A 12,848-nucleotide genomic window follows, 5' to 3' on the forward strand; every position below is an offset into this window, starting at 1 on the left:
ATGTAGTTCAAGCCCTCGCCGTCTTGTTCGCATCGCCGGATGCGATCCGCCCCGCCAACGCCAGCAGATCCCGATCCCTCCCCCGCCCCGCGATCAACCCCAGCCCCACGGGCAGGCCATCGACCACCCCCAGCGGCAGGCTGACCTGCGGCAAGCCGCACAGCCCCGCGATGCAGGTATGGGCCAGCACGCGCATGCGGGTCTGCGCATCGGGCTGCGCCGATGCGCCCAGCAGCGGCGCCACGTCGGGCGCGGTCGGCAGGCACAGCACGCCGTCGTGCGCGAGCAGGTCGTCGATCCTCGCGCGCAGCGCGTCGGCCTCGCGTTGGGCGGCATCGATCTCCCGGGTCGTGACCTGCGACACTGCACGCAGCCGCGCCGCGATCTCGGGCGCCATCGACGGCCGGGTGCGCTCGAACCATTCGCCATGCGTGCGCCAGACCTCGGCGCTCTGCAGCACGCGGTAGGTCTGTGCCGCGGCGGCCAGCGGCAAGCCTCGCGCGGGCGCATCGAAGGCCAGGTCCAGCGACGCGAGGCGATCGAGCGCGGGACGAAGTGCTGTCGCCACGCCCGGCGCGGCATCGTCGAAGGCATCGGCCATCGGCACGACGCGCCGCAGTGGCCGCGCCTCGCCCGGCGGCAGCAGCACCGCGCCCACGCGCTCGAGCACCGCCGCGGTCGCGGCGAACCAGCCGACCGTGTCGAAGGCCGGCGCCAGCGGCGTGACGCCGTGCGCCTCGATCGCGCCATGCGTGGGCCGCAGACCGTACAGACCGCAGTAGCTGGCCGGGATGCGCACCGAGCCCGAGGTGTCGGTACCCAGCGCGAAGTCGACGCAGCCACCGGCCACGGCAGAGGCCGAGCCGCTCGACGAACCGCCGGGCACGCGGCCGGGCGCGCGCGGGTTCAGCGGCGTGCCGTAGTGCAGGTTCTCGCCCGCGAGCGAGAACGCGAGTTCGTCGCTGAGCGTTCGCCCTTGCAACCGCGCGCCGGCCTCGAGCAGGCGCGCGACCGCGGGTGCGTCGGCCGTGGCCGGCGCATGCGTGCGCAGCCAGTCGGGATTGCCCGCGCGCGTGACGTGGCCCGCGAGGTCGAACACCTCCTTGGCGGCGAAGCCGAGGCCGCTCAACGGGCCATCGCCGCACGGATCGCTCGGATCGCGCGCGAACGAAGTATCGAGCCCGAAGCGTTCCGGACTCTCGAAAGGAGCGCGGGCCATCACTCGGCCGGATCCGAAGCGCCGCGATCGGGCGGCAAACCGTAGATCGCTTCCGCATGCACGATCGACTCGGCCATCGACGACACCGGCAACTGCTTGCGCATGGCCTCGCGCCGGATGATGGCGTAGGCCTCGTCCTCCGAGATGCCCTGGCGCGTAGCGAGGATCTTCATCGCGCGCTCGACGATGCGGCGCGTGCGCAAAGTCTCGTCGAGCTTGGCGATGCGGTTGAGCAGCCGCTCCTCGTAGCGGAACAGCATGCGCGCGACGTACAGCGTGGCGAGCACGCCGAAGGGACGAATCGGCTTGGGCAGCACGCCGTGCACGTTGGCGGCGGCCGCGGCCTCGAGCACGGCCGGGTTCTCGTAGGCCAGCAGCGCGATCAGCACGGCGTGCGAGGAGCCGGCCAGCCACGGGTGCGCGGCATCGCGCTCCGACTGGATGCTGAAGAACACGGCCTCGGTGCCCTCGGGCAGGTGGTTCGGCTCGGGCCACAGCGCGGTGACGCGGCAGCCGAAGCGGCGCAGCTGCTCGCACAGCACGCGGGCGTCCTCGTCGTCGGGATGGATGACGGCGACCCGGATGTCACGCAGGGAGCGCAGCTGGATCGGATCGGGCGTCATCAGAGGATCTTCCGTTCGTAGGCGACGAGGTAGGGATCGGGGCGGACGATGGAGGCATCCTCCCACAGCAGGTCGAAACCGCCATCCTCGCGCGAGCGCCCGATGCGGGCCTTGAGCGCGGTGTGGTTGGTGTCGGCGTCGATCTCGACCTCGCCCTGGGCCGAAGCATGGCGCGTGCCACCGAGGCTGCGCACGATGCGGTCGGGGTCGGGCGCACCCTCGCGCGGCACGGCGCGCGCGAACAGGTGCACCTGCAGGTAGCCGGCCTCGGCATACATGTTGGGCCGGCGGCCGGCGCCGTAGCGCTTCTCGTAGAGCGCGGTGAAGCGCGCGCTGGCCGGGCTCTCGATGCCCGCGAAATAGGGCGCGACCGTGAGGTGCCCCGCGCGCGCGGCCGGGCTCAGTGCCGCGATCTCGGCCTCGCTCGCGGTGAGGCTCGCGATCGGATGCTCGGCCGAGGTGGCGCCGATGGCATGGCAGGCGGCATAGAGCCGCGCGGTGTCGGCGCCCACCACGGTGCTGAGCACCACGTCGGGCCGCGCGGCGGCGATGCGCTCGGCCACCTCGGCGAAGGCGCTGTCGGGCGCGCCCATGGGCAGGTAGGTCTCGCCCGCGACGCTGCCCGCGCTCTCGAGCAGAAACTCCTTCGCGATGCGCGAGATCTCGCGCGCGAACACGTACTCGGAACCGACCAGGAAGAAGCGCCGCCCGTGGTGCGCGAACAGGTACTTGATCAGCGGCACGATGGTCTGCGCGGGCGTGGGCCCGGTGTAGATCACGTTGGGCGAATACTCGAAGCCCTCGTACACCGAGGGATAGAACAGCACCGCGCCATGGCGCTCGACCACCGGCAGCACGGCCTTGCGGCTGGCCGACGAGCAGCAGCCGAAGATGACCGGCACCTGGTGGTGCAGCACCATGCGGCGCGCGATGTCGCGGTAGCTCGCGGGATCGGGGCCCGGGTCCTCGATGATCGGCACGATGGGCCGGCCCGCGACGCCGCCGCCCGAGTTGATCTCGTCGATGGCGACCAGCGTGCCGCTCAGCAGCGCCTGCTCGGTCACGGCCATGTTGCCGGTCTGGGCGAACAGCACGCCCACGCCGATCTCATCGGACATGCGTGCCCTCCTCCTGGCCCATGGCCATCGCATGGCCGGGCCGCATCGCATGCCAGGCGGTGTCGTCCTGGAAGGCCGCGGCCAGCCCGAGCAGCGCGAACTCGCCGCCAGGGTGGCCGATCAGCGTGAGGCCCACCGGCAGGCCCGTGTCGCCGAAGCCGCAAGGCAGGCTCACCGCCGGCAGGCCGGTGAAGTTGGCGAGGCAGGGCATGGCGGTCATGGCGTCCTGGACGGTGGTCGTGCGGCCGGCGAATTCGATGCGCGATTCTGCCAAGGGTGGCGCGGTCACGGGCAGCGTCGGCAGCACGAGCGCGTCGAGGCCCGCCATGTCGCGCGCGAACGCGGCGCAGAAGGCGCCGCGGAACTGCTGCGCCGCGAGGTAGTCGACGGCCGACACGCTCTCGCCCGCATGCAGCAGCGCGCGCACGTCGGGGGCGTAGTGCCGCGCCCGGTCGTGCATCAGCGGACGGTGGAAGGTGCTGGCCTCGGCGTACATGATGGCCTTCCAGGCCGCGAACACCGCCGCCATGCCGCGCACCGGCACCGGCACGAGCTCGCTGCCGCGCTGGCCGAAGACTTCGAGCGCCGCCTCGAAGGCCCGGCCCACGTCGGGCGCGGTCTCGAAGCCCTCGCCCACCAGCACGCCGATGCGCAGCCGGGCGCGGCCGCGTGCCGCGCGGAACTGCGCGGCATGGCGCGACGAATCGCCGGCCGCGCCGGGCCACATCGCATCGAGCCCCAGCCACAGGTCCTCGGCGCTGCGTGCCATCGGCCCGGCGGCATCGAAGCTCCAGGCCAGCGGCAGCACGCCCTCGCCTTCGATGCGGCCGGTGCCCGGCTTGATGCCCGAGATGCCGCAGGCCGCGGCCGGAATGCGGATCGAGCCGCCGGTGTCGGTGCCGATGGCCAGCGGCAGCAGCCCGTCGGCCACGCAGGCGGCCGAGCCGCCGCTGGAGCCACCGGTGATCGCGCGCGGATCCCAGGGGTTGCGCGTGGCGCCATGGTGCGATCCCTTGTTGGTCGCGCCGTAGGCCCACTCGTGCATGTTGGTCTTGGCCACCACGATGGCGCCGGCCCGGCGCAGCCGCGCGACCAGCGGTGCCTCGCCCTGCAGCGGCGCGTCGGCCAGCACGGCCGAGGCCGCGCTGCTGCCGAGGCCGGCGGTCAGCACGTTGTCCTTCACCGCGATCGGCACGCCATGCAGCGGCCCCACGGGCAGGCCGCGCGCCAGCGCGCGGTCGGCCTCGCGCGCCTGGGCCATCGCGCCTTCGCGGTCGACGGCCACGAAGGCGTTGGTGCGTGCGGCACGGCGTTCGATGTCGGCCAGCCGGCGTTCGGTGAGTTCGACCGCGCCGAGCTCGCCGCGGCGAATCAGCGCGGCCAGCCGGGCCACGCCCGCGCTGTCGATGTCCTCGACGGAGGAGCGCTCAGCGATGGACATGATCGGTCTCCGTCGACGGTGGAACGAGCGCGAACCAGGCACGCGCCGGCATGTCGCGCAGGCCCGTGCGCAGGTCCTCGAGGATCGCCGCGACCTCTCCGCACAGCGCGGGGTCGAGCGCCGCGAGGCCTGCGGCGCGTCGATGCGCGGCCACGCTGTCGGCGTTCCATGGCGCCGCGATCTTGGTGGGAAGGTCTGCCATGGTCATGCCGCCAGCAGTTCGCGCAGCGCGTTGTCGATGAACGCGTTGTCGGGTTCGTGCAGGCCCTTGCCCGCCAGGTGCCCCCAGTCGGAAGGCAGCACGCGCAACTCGGCGTTGGGCATGTGCGCGACCTCGAAGGCCGAATCCTCGGGCGGAAAGTAGAGATCGCTCGACGATGGCATGACGATGGCGCGCGCCTTGATCGCCGACAGCGCCGCGACGAAGTCGCCCCGGTAGAGCGGGTTGTCGGCGATGTCGCCGTGCTGCCCGGTCCACAGCGACGCGACCAGATTGTTCGCATCCTTCGACAGCAGCCAGCCTTCCCAGAACTCGATCAGGAAGTCCTCGAGCGAGGCGAAGCCCAGTGCCTCGATGTCGAGCCGGTCGCGCAGGAACTTCTGCGAGAAGCCCCAGCCCGCGTACACCCGGCCGGCGGCGCGCAGGCCGCGCTCGGGCTGGCGATCGTAGAAGCCCTCGCGCCATTCGGCGTCGGCCTGCAGCGCGGCCTTCACGCCCGCGAAGAAGACCTGGAAGTGGCGCGACGCCCGCGCCGCGCCCTGGAACGGCAGCAGCCGCTGCACCATGTCCGGGTACAGCGCGGCCCAGTGGAACGCATGCACCGCGCCCAGCGACCAGCCCGTGACCAGCCGCAAGGTGTCGATGCCCAGGTGCTCGGTCACCAGCCGGTGCTGCTGCACCACGTTGTCGTAGACGGTCACGTCGGGGAAGCGGCCGCGGTCGTTGGGCGCGGGCTGGTTGCTCGGCGAGCTCGAGACGCCGTTGCCGAAGGAGTTCGGCACGACGATGAAGTACTCCGACGGATCGAGCGCCTTGCCGGGCCCGATCAGCCATTCGTTGTCGGCGTGCGTGCTCGCGAACCAGGTCGGGTAGACGATGGCGTTGTCGCGCCTGGCATTGAGCTTGCCGTAGGTCTTGTAGGCCAGCTTCGCGTTGCGCAGCATGCGGCCCGATTGCAGGGCGATGTCGCCCGCCTCGAAAATCTCGTGGTCCATGGTGTTCGTTCCTCTCTTTGGATGTGTGCGTGGATGTGGGGGCTCAGACGCCGAGCAGTTCCTGCAGGAGCGCGCGGTCGCCCTCGAGCTCGGCCTTGCGCGTCTCGCGCACGATGCGGCCCTGGTCCATGACGTAGGCGCGCTCGGCGATCGAGAGGCAGAAGTTCAGGTCCTGCTCGGCAACCAGCACCGACAGGCCGTCGCGGCGCAGCCGCAGCAGCACCTCGGCGATCTCGTCGACGATCGAGGGCTGCACGCCCTCGGTCGGCTCGTCGAGCAGCAGCAGCTTCGGCCGCGTGGCCAGCGCGCGCGCCATCGCGAGGATCTGCTGCTGGCCGCCGCTGAGCCGGCCCGCGAGGTCGTTGGCCTTGGGCACCAGCGCCGGAAAGTCGGCGAAGGCGCGCGCGATCGCCTCGGCGCGCGGATGGCCGCAGGCCACGGCCGCCAGCGCGATGTTCTCGCTGACCGACAGCCGCGGGAACACGAAGCGACCCTGCGGCACGTAGCCCAGGCCGCAGCGCGCGCGGTCGTCGGTGCGTTCGGGCAGCGGCCGGCCGTCGAGGCGCGCGCTGCCGCCCATGGACGTGGCCTGGCCGACCAGCAGGCGCATCAGCGTGGACTTGCCCACGCCGTTGCGGCCCAGCAGCGCGACGATCTCGCCGCGCCCCACGCGCAGGCTGGCGCGCTCGACGATCGATGTCTTGCCGTAGCCGCCGCTGATCTCAATGGCTTCGAACATGCTGCTGTCTCCCGAGATAGATGTCCAGGATGCGTTCGTCCTGGCGCAGGGTGTCGAGGTCGCCCTGGGCGAAGACCTCGCCGCGGTGCAGGACGGTCACTTCGGCGTCGAGCGTGCGCACGAAGGCCATGTCGTGCTCGACCACCACCACGGCCGCCGTTTCGGCGAGCACGCGCACCAGCTGCGAGAGTTCGCGGCGCTCGTCGCCGGTCATGCCCGCGGCCGGCTCGTCGAGCAGCACCACCGAGGGCTGCAGGCACAGCACCATGCCGAGGTCCAGCCATTGCTGCTCGCCATGCGAGAGGTCGGCCGCATCGCGCTCGGCCAGCGCCTCGAGGCCGAGCGCGCGCAGGGTGCGTTCGCTGAGCCGGTCGGCCACCGCGGCATCGCGGTCGCGGCTGTAGGCGGCGATCCAGAGGTTGGTGCGCACGCTCAGTTCGCCGAACACCTGCGCCACCTGCATCTTGATGCCCACGCCGGCCTGCACGCGGCGGTACGGCATCCAGCGCGTGACGGGTCGCCCGTCGAGCACGATCTCGCCCGCGTCGAGCAGGTGCGTGCCCGTGAGGCAGCGCAGCAGCGAGCTCTTGCCCGCGCCGTTCGGCCCGATCAGGCAGCGCACGCGGCCCGGCGCGAAGCGCTGGGTGACGCGGTTGACGGGCACCACGCCGCCGAAGCGCTTGACCCCGTCGCGGATCTCGAGCACCGGCGCCGGCACGGCCGCGCCTTCGCGCAGGCCGCGCACCAGGTCCACGTCCATCGCGGTCTTGGCCTGGCGCGCCTTGCCCTGCGCGCCGCCCGGCCCGCGCAGCGCCCACAACCGGCCGAGACCGCCGAGCAGCCCGCCGCGCAGGAACAGCACGAGCAGGATCAGCGCCACGCCCATGATCAGCGTGGTCTGCCCGCCGACCACGCCTCCGCCCAGCCAGTACGACAGGCCGCCGACCGCCACCGCGCCGACGAAGGGACCGGCCAGCGTGCCGAGCCCGCCGACCAGCACGTAGATCGGCACCAGCAGCGCCTGCTGCGCGCTGAACAGCGAGGGGTTCAGGTAGTTGGCCCAGGCACCGTAGAGCGCGCCGGCCAGGCCCGCGATGCCGCCGGCCAGCGTGAACACCACGAGCTGGCAGCGCCGCACGTCGTAGCCCAGCAGCTCGGTCTTGGGGCCGTCGAGGCGCACGCAGTCGACCACCGTGCCGAAGGGCGAGCGCAGCAGCGCGCGCACGCCCAGCAGCACCAGCGCCGAGACCGCCAGCACGCAGGCGAAGGTGCCCTGCGGCCCGAGCCCCTGCGCGTCGGCGCCGAAGCCCAGCACGATGCCCGGGATGTTCGACAGGCCGTTGTCCCCGCCCACCACCGCGTCGCCGAAGCGCGCCGAGAACGAGATGCTGCCGGTCCACAGCAGCAGGGTGACGGTGTAGGTCAGGATGGTGGCCTGCAGCGCGCCGAGGCGGCCGTGGAACAGCAGCCAGCCGACCGCGCCGGCGGCGGCCGCGCCCACGATCGCGCCGACCGGCAGCGACCACACCAGCGTGTTGCCGGTGACGCTCGCGAGGTTGATCGCCGCCACGCTGCCCGCGTAGCCGCCGAGGCCGAAGAAGGCCGTCTGCCCGAGGCTCAGCATGCCGCCGCGGCCCCACACCATGTCCAGGCTCAGGCCCAGCAGGCCGAAGATCAGCCAGGAGCTCGCGAGGTAGGCGAGGTACTCGTCGACGAAGAAGGCGCCGGCGCCCAGCACGACGGTGCCGGCGACGGTGGCCAGCCACCAGGGAAGCGCGCGGCGCGTGGTGGCCGCGGTCGTGGCCACGGGTGCGGCCAGGGTTCTGCTCATGTTCATGCGTGGCCTCCGTTCAGAGCTTCAGGCGCCAGCGCTCGGAGATGCCCTGCGGCCAGGCGCGCAGGGCCACGAGCGTGATCACGAAGAACACCACGTCGCCCGCGACGGTGGACCAGACGCTGGCCACAGCGCTCGCGGCCGAGCCCAGGATGCCGCCCGCGGCGATGGTGCCCGCGAGCGTGACCGGGCCCGCCACCACCACCGCCAGGAAGGCCTTGATGCCGAAGGCGAAGCCCATGCTGGGCGTGGCCGGCACGGCCGGCACCAGGATCGCGCCGGCCAGGCCCGCGAGGCCGCAGCCCAGCGCGAAGGTGAGGTTGTTGATGCGCACCGTGCGCACGCCCATCGCGGCCGCGGTGGCCGGGTCCTGGATCGCGGCGCGCGCCATCAGGCCGTAGTTCGTGCGCGTGAGCAGCGCATACACGGCCGCGATCAGCACCGCCGCCACCACGATCAGGAACAGCAGGTAGCTGGAGATCGTGTAGTCGCCGATGCGCACGTTCGATGCCGGCATGCCGATGCCCGGCGTGACCGTGCCGAACAGCAGCACCGCGCTCTGGTAGAGCGCGAGGCTCAGGCCCCACATGGCCAGCAGCGTGTCGAAGGGCCGGCCGTGCAGGCGCCGCACGATCAGCCATTCGACCAGCGCGCCGAAGGCCGCGGCCGCCAGCGCGGCCAGCGCCACCGCGATCGGAAACGGCACGCCCGCGCGCACCGCGGTCAGCGCCGCATAGGCGCCGAACATGATGAATTCGCCGTGCGCCAGGTTCACCACGCCCATCAGCCCGAACACCACGGCCAGGCCGAGCGTCGCGATCAGCAGCACCGAGCCGCTGGCGACCGACGAGAGCACGCCGGTCAGCAATTGATCCCATGCCATCGGGGGCCTCGCTCAGTTCGACGCGCCGGGCGTGAAGTGCTGCGCCGTCTGCGGCTTGGCGACCAGGTCGCAGACCTGGTCCTCGAACTTCGGCGCCACCGAGGCGTAGGTCTCGACGATGTCGAAGCTCTGCGTCTTCGTGCCCACGCCGATGTAGATGTTCTGGCGCACGTGGTGCGACTTCGGCTGCATCGACACCGGACCGGCCGGCGAATCGAAGGCCACGCCCTCGCCCTCCTCGAAGGCCTGGATCACCTTCGCGGGCTCGGCCGACTTCGCCTTGTTCGCGGCCTTGGCCCACAGGTGCACCGCGTTGTAGACGTCGACCGCGACCGCGGTCACCGGTTCCTTGTTGCCGTAGGCTTTTTCCCCAGGAGGCCTTGAAGGCCTTGTTGCGCGGCGTGTCGAGCCAGGCGAAGTATTCGAGCGCGGCCACGATGCCCTCGCCGGCCTGCGGCGACACCACCACTTGCTGGTTGCCGCCGCCGTAGTTGGTCGACACCACGCCCACGCGGCTCTTCAGGCCCGCGGCCGCCATCTGTTCGAGGAAGCCGGTCTGGTTCGCGCCCACCGGCAGCGCGACCACGAAGTCGGGCCTGGCCTGCTGGATCTTGTTGATGGTGGGCGAGTAGTCGGTCAGCGTGAGCGGCAGGAAGTCGGCGCCGACCACCTCGCCGCCGAACTCCTTGGCGTAGAGCTTGACCCACTGCGCCGAGATGGTGCCGAAGTTGTAGTCGGGCGCCATGATGTAGACCTTGGGCCCGTACTTCTTGATCGCCCACTTCACGAGCACGCTGAGCTGCTGCGAGGCGGTGGCGCCGGTCACGAAGGTCTGCCGGTCGCAGGCGCCGCCCTCGTAGAGCGAGGAATAGAAGTAGGGGATCTTCGAGCGCCGCACGATCGGGCGGATCGCCTCGCGGCTCGAGCTCGTGAGGCCCGCGAACAGCGCCTGCACCTTGTCCTTGAGGATCAGCGTGGTCGTGTACTGCGTGTACTTGGCGTCCTCCGACTGCGCGTCGGCCTCGGCCACCTCGACCCTGGCGCCGGCCACGCCGCCCGCCGCGTTGATCTCGTCGACCGCGAGCCGCAGCGCCCGGCTCTGCTGGATGCCGTAGATGTTGAGGCCGCCGGTCTTGTCGAAGATGGCGCCGATGCGCACCGGCTCGCCGGCGGCGAAGGCATGGGAGCCGAAGGCGGCGAGGCCCGCGGCGAGGAAGAGTCCGGCAAGCCGCGCGAAGGGACGCGAAGAAGGGGTGTGCATGGTGGCTGTCTCCTGGGGTGTCTGGATGGATCGACGTGCCCGGAACGCCATGCCGATGCATGCGCCGGCACGCGCGCATGGCCAGGCCATGCGAAGCGCGCGCAGGCGCGTCGGCAATGCGGTGCGACCGCGGACACGAGGGGGACGGCAGAACTGCCGAGGGGAGAACCAGCGAAGCTGCCGGTTGCGCCGCGAGGGCGCCGAGGGAAATCCGGCAAAGCTGCCGGAGAAGGGGAACGGCGGCGAGGTTAACGCAGCGCGCGCGCGGGTGTCAACGGGATGACACCCGAGGCCGTGCCGCACGCCCGATGCGAGACGAAGGCATCCCGAGCCGGTCGAGGGTATCTTCTAATGCAGGTGGATTAATCAACTTGCATTATTCCGCCCGTGCCCGCCCTCGCCCGCCGAACTTCCAAGCCCGCCGCTCCCACGCCGCATGCCGACGCCCCCGGCGACAGCACGCATGCGCGGCTGCTCGCCGAGGCCATGAAGCTGATGGCGCGCGAAGGCATGAACGCGGTCTCGCTGCGCCGCATCGTGGTGGCGGCCGGCGCCAACAACGCCTCCGCGCTGCACTATCACTTCGGCAGCCGCGAGGGACTGGTGGGCGAGATCACCGCGATGCTGCAGCAGTGGCTGGAGCCGCGTTCGTGCGCGGGCCTGGAGGCGCTGCGCGCGCGGCCGCATGGCGTGCGCGACATCATGGAGGCGGCCTTCGGCCCGATGATCGAGATGCTGCAGACGCCAGGCTTCGGCCGCGATGCGGTGAGCTTCATCGGCCGGCTCGGCTGGGACTTCGGCGAAGCCGGCCAGCGGCTGTCCGCGAAGCTGCACCGCAGGCTGCTGGGCCTCGCGGTCGAGCTGCTCGAGGCGCGGCTGCCCGGCACGCCGCGCGAGACGATCCAGTACCGGCTCATCCTCAGCATGAACGTCGTGTACTACGGCATCTCCTACCGCAGCTACCTCAAGCGCTCGCCCTTCGGCGTGATGCCGATGTCGGAGCGCGGCAACGAGGCGCGCGAGCGCCAGGAATTCATGGACTATCTCGAGGCCGGGGTGCGTAACGTGCCGGCCGCCGGCTGAGCGGCGCCTCGGGTTGCATCGGGAAGCAGCATGTCGATGACCTTTTCCCTGCCCGCCTTCGGCGCGCCGCATGTGCCGGCGCCCGCGAAGGCCAGGCGCCCGGCGGTCCCGCGGCAACTGGCGCTGCAACTGCGTGGCAGTTACGAGAAGCTGCGCGAGCGCCGCTGCGCCTGCGCGCGCGGCGAGGCGCTGATCTTCCATTGCCAGCAGCAGATCCTCGAGTACGAAGCCGATCCGCGGCAGTTCGCGCGCACCTACTTCCCGGGCAGCGCACCCGATGCGTTCGCGGTGCTCGCGAGCATGCGGCGCGCGCGCGAGACCCTGGCACGCTACCAGGGCGAGATCGCCGGCCTGCAGGCGGAACTCGCCGCGGCCGAGGCCGAATGCGCGCGCACCGAGCAATCGATCGAGGCGCGGCTCGCCACGCTCGGCGCGCCGCGGCCGAACTGGTGCCGCTGGCCCGAGGCGCCGCATGCGCTCGAGAAGATGCGCAGGAGCCATCTGAGCCACTTCCGGCTGCGGCCGCAGCCCGCGATCTCGTAGTCCCAGGTCCGCGCTCGCGCGGTGCATCGCCGCGCTTCGATAATCCCTGCCTTTGCCCGCACCGGATCCCACTGCCCCATGAGCGCCGCCGACTTCCTCCTGTCCCCCTCCGTCCAGAAGCTCCTGCAGGTGCTCTACGGCAATCCCGAGGAACCCTTCACCACGAACGAACTGGCGCAGAAGACCAGGCTCGACGCCGCCGAGGTGGAGGGCACGCTCGCGCACCTCGTCGGCAGCGGCATGCTGTCGCGGCATGCCGCGAAGGAGGAACTGCCCGAAACCTTCACGCTCGACCGCGGCTTCGTCTTCCACCGCGAGCTGCGCCGCATCGCGCTGAAGTCCTTCGCGGCGGCCGAGCCGGTGCGCGCGATGCTGCGCGCCAGGTTCAAGGACTCGGTGGTGCGCGCCTTCGTGCTCGGCGAGGACGCGAACGGCATCGTGGAAGTGCTCGTCGTGCATGGCGCCGTGACGCCCGACGAGGCGGCGATGACCGCGGCCTGCCGGAAGCTGTCGAAGGCCATCCATCGCCATCTGCAGGTGCACGTGATCTCGAGCGCGCGCTTCGACGGACTGGTGCCGCGCGATGCACTGGCCATGAAGCTCGCGGCCGACACGGCCTTCGAGATCGTCGCGCCAGGCGACACCAAGGCGCGGCTCAAGCCCGAGCGCGGCGGGCTGCTGAACAGCGCGAAGAAGACGCTGGCAGCGCTGTCGCGCTCGGCGCGACGCAGCGGATGATCGGCGTGAATCAGGGCTTTATTTAATTACGCTGAAAGTCCTCGCAATACTTTTCTATTCACCACGGAATCCCGTGGTAATTAGGCCGTTCTTATTCACGCAATTCACTCTTTGGCATCTCCAACATAGTTGCCATACCCCTGCTGCGCGT

The 12,848-nt window shown here is 71.3% G+C and carries 13 protein-coding genes and 1 pseudogene; 3 read left to right on the forward strand and 11 right to left on the reverse strand.

Going from position 1 to position 12,848, the window contains the following annotated elements; genetic code table 11:
- Nucleotides 1-7 precede the first annotated feature (7 nt).
- The 11 genes and pseudogenes from ACHMXE_RS04505 to ACHMXE_RS04555 form a co-directional block, all read right to left on the reverse strand.
- Nucleotides 8-1,219, reverse strand: coding sequence for an amidase (locus ACHMXE_RS04505; protein ID WP_395347031.1), 1,212 nt, complete (start codon nucleotides 1,217-1,219; stop codon nucleotides 8-10).
- Nucleotides 1,219-1,842, reverse strand: coding sequence for an ANTAR domain-containing protein (locus ACHMXE_RS04510; RefSeq protein ID WP_209542190.1), 624 nt, complete (start codon nucleotides 1,840-1,842; stop codon nucleotides 1,219-1,221). The genes ACHMXE_RS04505 and ACHMXE_RS04510 overlap by 1 nt, the downstream gene beginning before the upstream one ends.
- The gene (locus ACHMXE_RS04515; RefSeq protein ID WP_203206557.1) at nucleotides 1,842-2,960 is read right to left on the reverse strand and encodes a transporter substrate-binding domain-containing protein; all 1,119 of its coding nucleotides are present in this window, start codon (nucleotides 2,958-2,960) and stop codon (nucleotides 1,842-1,844) included. Before ACHMXE_RS04515 ends, ACHMXE_RS04510 begins: the two co-directional genes overlap by 1 nt.
- Nucleotides 2,950-4,401 carry an amidase gene (locus ACHMXE_RS04520; protein WP_209542191.1) on the reverse strand — a complete coding sequence of 484 codons (1,452 nt, stop codon included), beginning with the start codon at nucleotides 4,399-4,401 and terminating at the stop codon, nucleotides 2,950-2,952. The genes ACHMXE_RS04515 and ACHMXE_RS04520 overlap by 11 nt, the downstream gene beginning before the upstream one ends.
- Nucleotides 4,388-4,603: a hypothetical protein gene (locus ACHMXE_RS04525; RefSeq protein WP_209542192.1), complete on the reverse strand. Its 216-nt coding sequence runs from the start codon at nucleotides 4,601-4,603 to the stop codon at nucleotides 4,388-4,390. Before ACHMXE_RS04525 ends, ACHMXE_RS04520 begins: the two co-directional genes overlap by 14 nt.
- 2 nt (nucleotides 4,604-4,605) lie before the next feature.
- Nucleotides 4,606-5,616 (reverse strand): alpha/beta fold hydrolase, encoded by a 1,011-nt coding sequence (locus ACHMXE_RS04530; RefSeq protein WP_209542193.1) that lies wholly within the window; start codon nucleotides 5,614-5,616, stop codon nucleotides 4,606-4,608.
- Nucleotides 5,617-5,659: 43 nt separating this feature from the next.
- Nucleotides 5,660-6,355: an ABC transporter ATP-binding protein gene (locus ACHMXE_RS04535; protein WP_209542194.1), complete on the reverse strand. Its 696-nt coding sequence runs from the start codon at nucleotides 6,353-6,355 to the stop codon at nucleotides 5,660-5,662.
- Nucleotides 6,339-8,192 carry an ATP-binding cassette domain-containing protein gene (locus ACHMXE_RS04540; RefSeq protein ID WP_395347033.1) on the reverse strand — a complete coding sequence of 618 codons (1,854 nt, stop codon included), beginning with the start codon at nucleotides 8,190-8,192 and terminating at the stop codon, nucleotides 6,339-6,341. The genes ACHMXE_RS04535 and ACHMXE_RS04540 overlap by 17 nt, the downstream gene beginning before the upstream one ends.
- 13 nt (nucleotides 8,193-8,205) lie before the next feature.
- Entirely contained in the window at nucleotides 8,206-9,072 is an 867-nt protein-coding gene (locus ACHMXE_RS04545; RefSeq protein WP_209542196.1) for a branched-chain amino acid ABC transporter permease, read from the reverse strand.
- Nucleotides 9,073-9,084: 12 nt separating this feature from the next.
- Nucleotides 9,085-9,414 carry a transporter substrate-binding protein gene (locus ACHMXE_RS04550; RefSeq protein WP_395347034.1) on the reverse strand — a complete coding sequence of 110 codons (330 nt, stop codon included), beginning with the start codon at nucleotides 9,412-9,414 and terminating at the stop codon, nucleotides 9,085-9,087.
- Nucleotides 9,415-9,481: 67 nt separating this feature from the next.
- Nucleotides 9,482-10,423, reverse strand: a pseudogene (locus ACHMXE_RS04555) (ABC transporter substrate-binding protein); the annotation flags it as partial.
- A gap of 297 nt (nucleotides 10,424-10,720) precedes the next feature.
- Between ACHMXE_RS04555 and ACHMXE_RS04560 the strand changes: the two are divergent.
- The 3 genes from ACHMXE_RS04560 (at nucleotide 10,721) to ACHMXE_RS04570 (ending at nucleotide 12,697) form a co-directional block, all read left to right on the forward strand.
- Nucleotides 10,721-11,416, forward strand: a complete 696-nt coding sequence (locus tag ACHMXE_RS04560; protein WP_203206543.1) for a TetR/AcrR family transcriptional regulator — start codon at nucleotides 10,721-10,723, stop codon at nucleotides 11,414-11,416.
- Between the two features lie 36 nt (nucleotides 11,417-11,452).
- Nucleotides 11,453-11,959 carry a hypothetical protein gene (locus ACHMXE_RS04565; RefSeq protein ID WP_209542198.1) on the forward strand — a complete coding sequence of 169 codons (507 nt, stop codon included), beginning with the start codon at nucleotides 11,453-11,455 and terminating at the stop codon, nucleotides 11,957-11,959.
- A gap of 78 nt (nucleotides 11,960-12,037) precedes the next feature.
- Nucleotides 12,038-12,697 (forward strand): hypothetical protein, encoded by a 660-nt coding sequence (locus ACHMXE_RS04570; protein ID WP_209542199.1) that lies wholly within the window; start codon nucleotides 12,038-12,040, stop codon nucleotides 12,695-12,697.
- Nucleotides 12,698-12,848: the final 151 nt, after the last annotated feature.

Origin of the sequence: Variovorax sp. UC122_21 (genome assembly GCF_044056785.1) — a bacterium.
GTDB lineage: Bacteria > Pseudomonadota > Gammaproteobacteria > Burkholderiales > Burkholderiaceae_C > Variovorax.

Coding starts and splice junctions, on each gene's coding strand:
- ACHMXE_RS04505 (WP_395347031.1), bottom strand. CDS start 1,219: ATGGCCCGCGCTCCTTTCGAGAGTCCGGAACGCTTCGGGCTCGATACT.
- ACHMXE_RS04530 (WP_209542193.1), bottom strand. CDS start 5,616: ATGGACCACGAGATTTTCGAGGCGGGCGACATCGCCCTGCAATCGGGC.
- ACHMXE_RS04515 (WP_203206557.1), bottom strand. CDS start 2,960: ATGTCCGATGAGATCGGCGTGGGCGTGCTGTTCGCCCAGACCGGCAAC.
- ACHMXE_RS04525 (WP_209542192.1), bottom strand. CDS start 4,603: ATGGCAGACCTTCCCACCAAGATCGCGGCGCCATGGAACGCCGACAGC.
- ACHMXE_RS04520 (WP_209542191.1), bottom strand. CDS start 4,401: ATGTCCATCGCTGAGCGCTCCTCCGTCGAGGACATCGACAGCGCGGGC.
- ACHMXE_RS04535 (WP_209542194.1), bottom strand. CDS start 6,355: ATGTTCGAAGCCATTGAGATCAGCGGCGGCTACGGCAAGACATCGATC.
- ACHMXE_RS04510 (WP_209542190.1), bottom strand. CDS start 1,842: ATGACGCCCGATCCGATCCAGCTGCGCTCCCTGCGTGACATCCGGGTC.
- ACHMXE_RS04565 (WP_209542198.1), top strand. CDS start 11,453: ATGACCTTTTCCCTGCCCGCCTTCGGCGCGCCGCATGTGCCGGCGCCC.
- ACHMXE_RS04545 (WP_209542196.1), bottom strand. CDS start 9,072: ATGGCATGGGATCAATTGCTGACCGGCGTGCTCTCGTCGGTCGCCAGC.
- ACHMXE_RS04570 (WP_209542199.1), top strand. CDS start 12,038: ATGAGCGCCGCCGACTTCCTCCTGTCCCCCTCCGTCCAGAAGCTCCTG.
- ACHMXE_RS04540 (WP_395347033.1), bottom strand. CDS start 8,192: ATGAACATGAGCAGAACCCTGGCCGCACCCGTGGCCACGACCGCGGCC.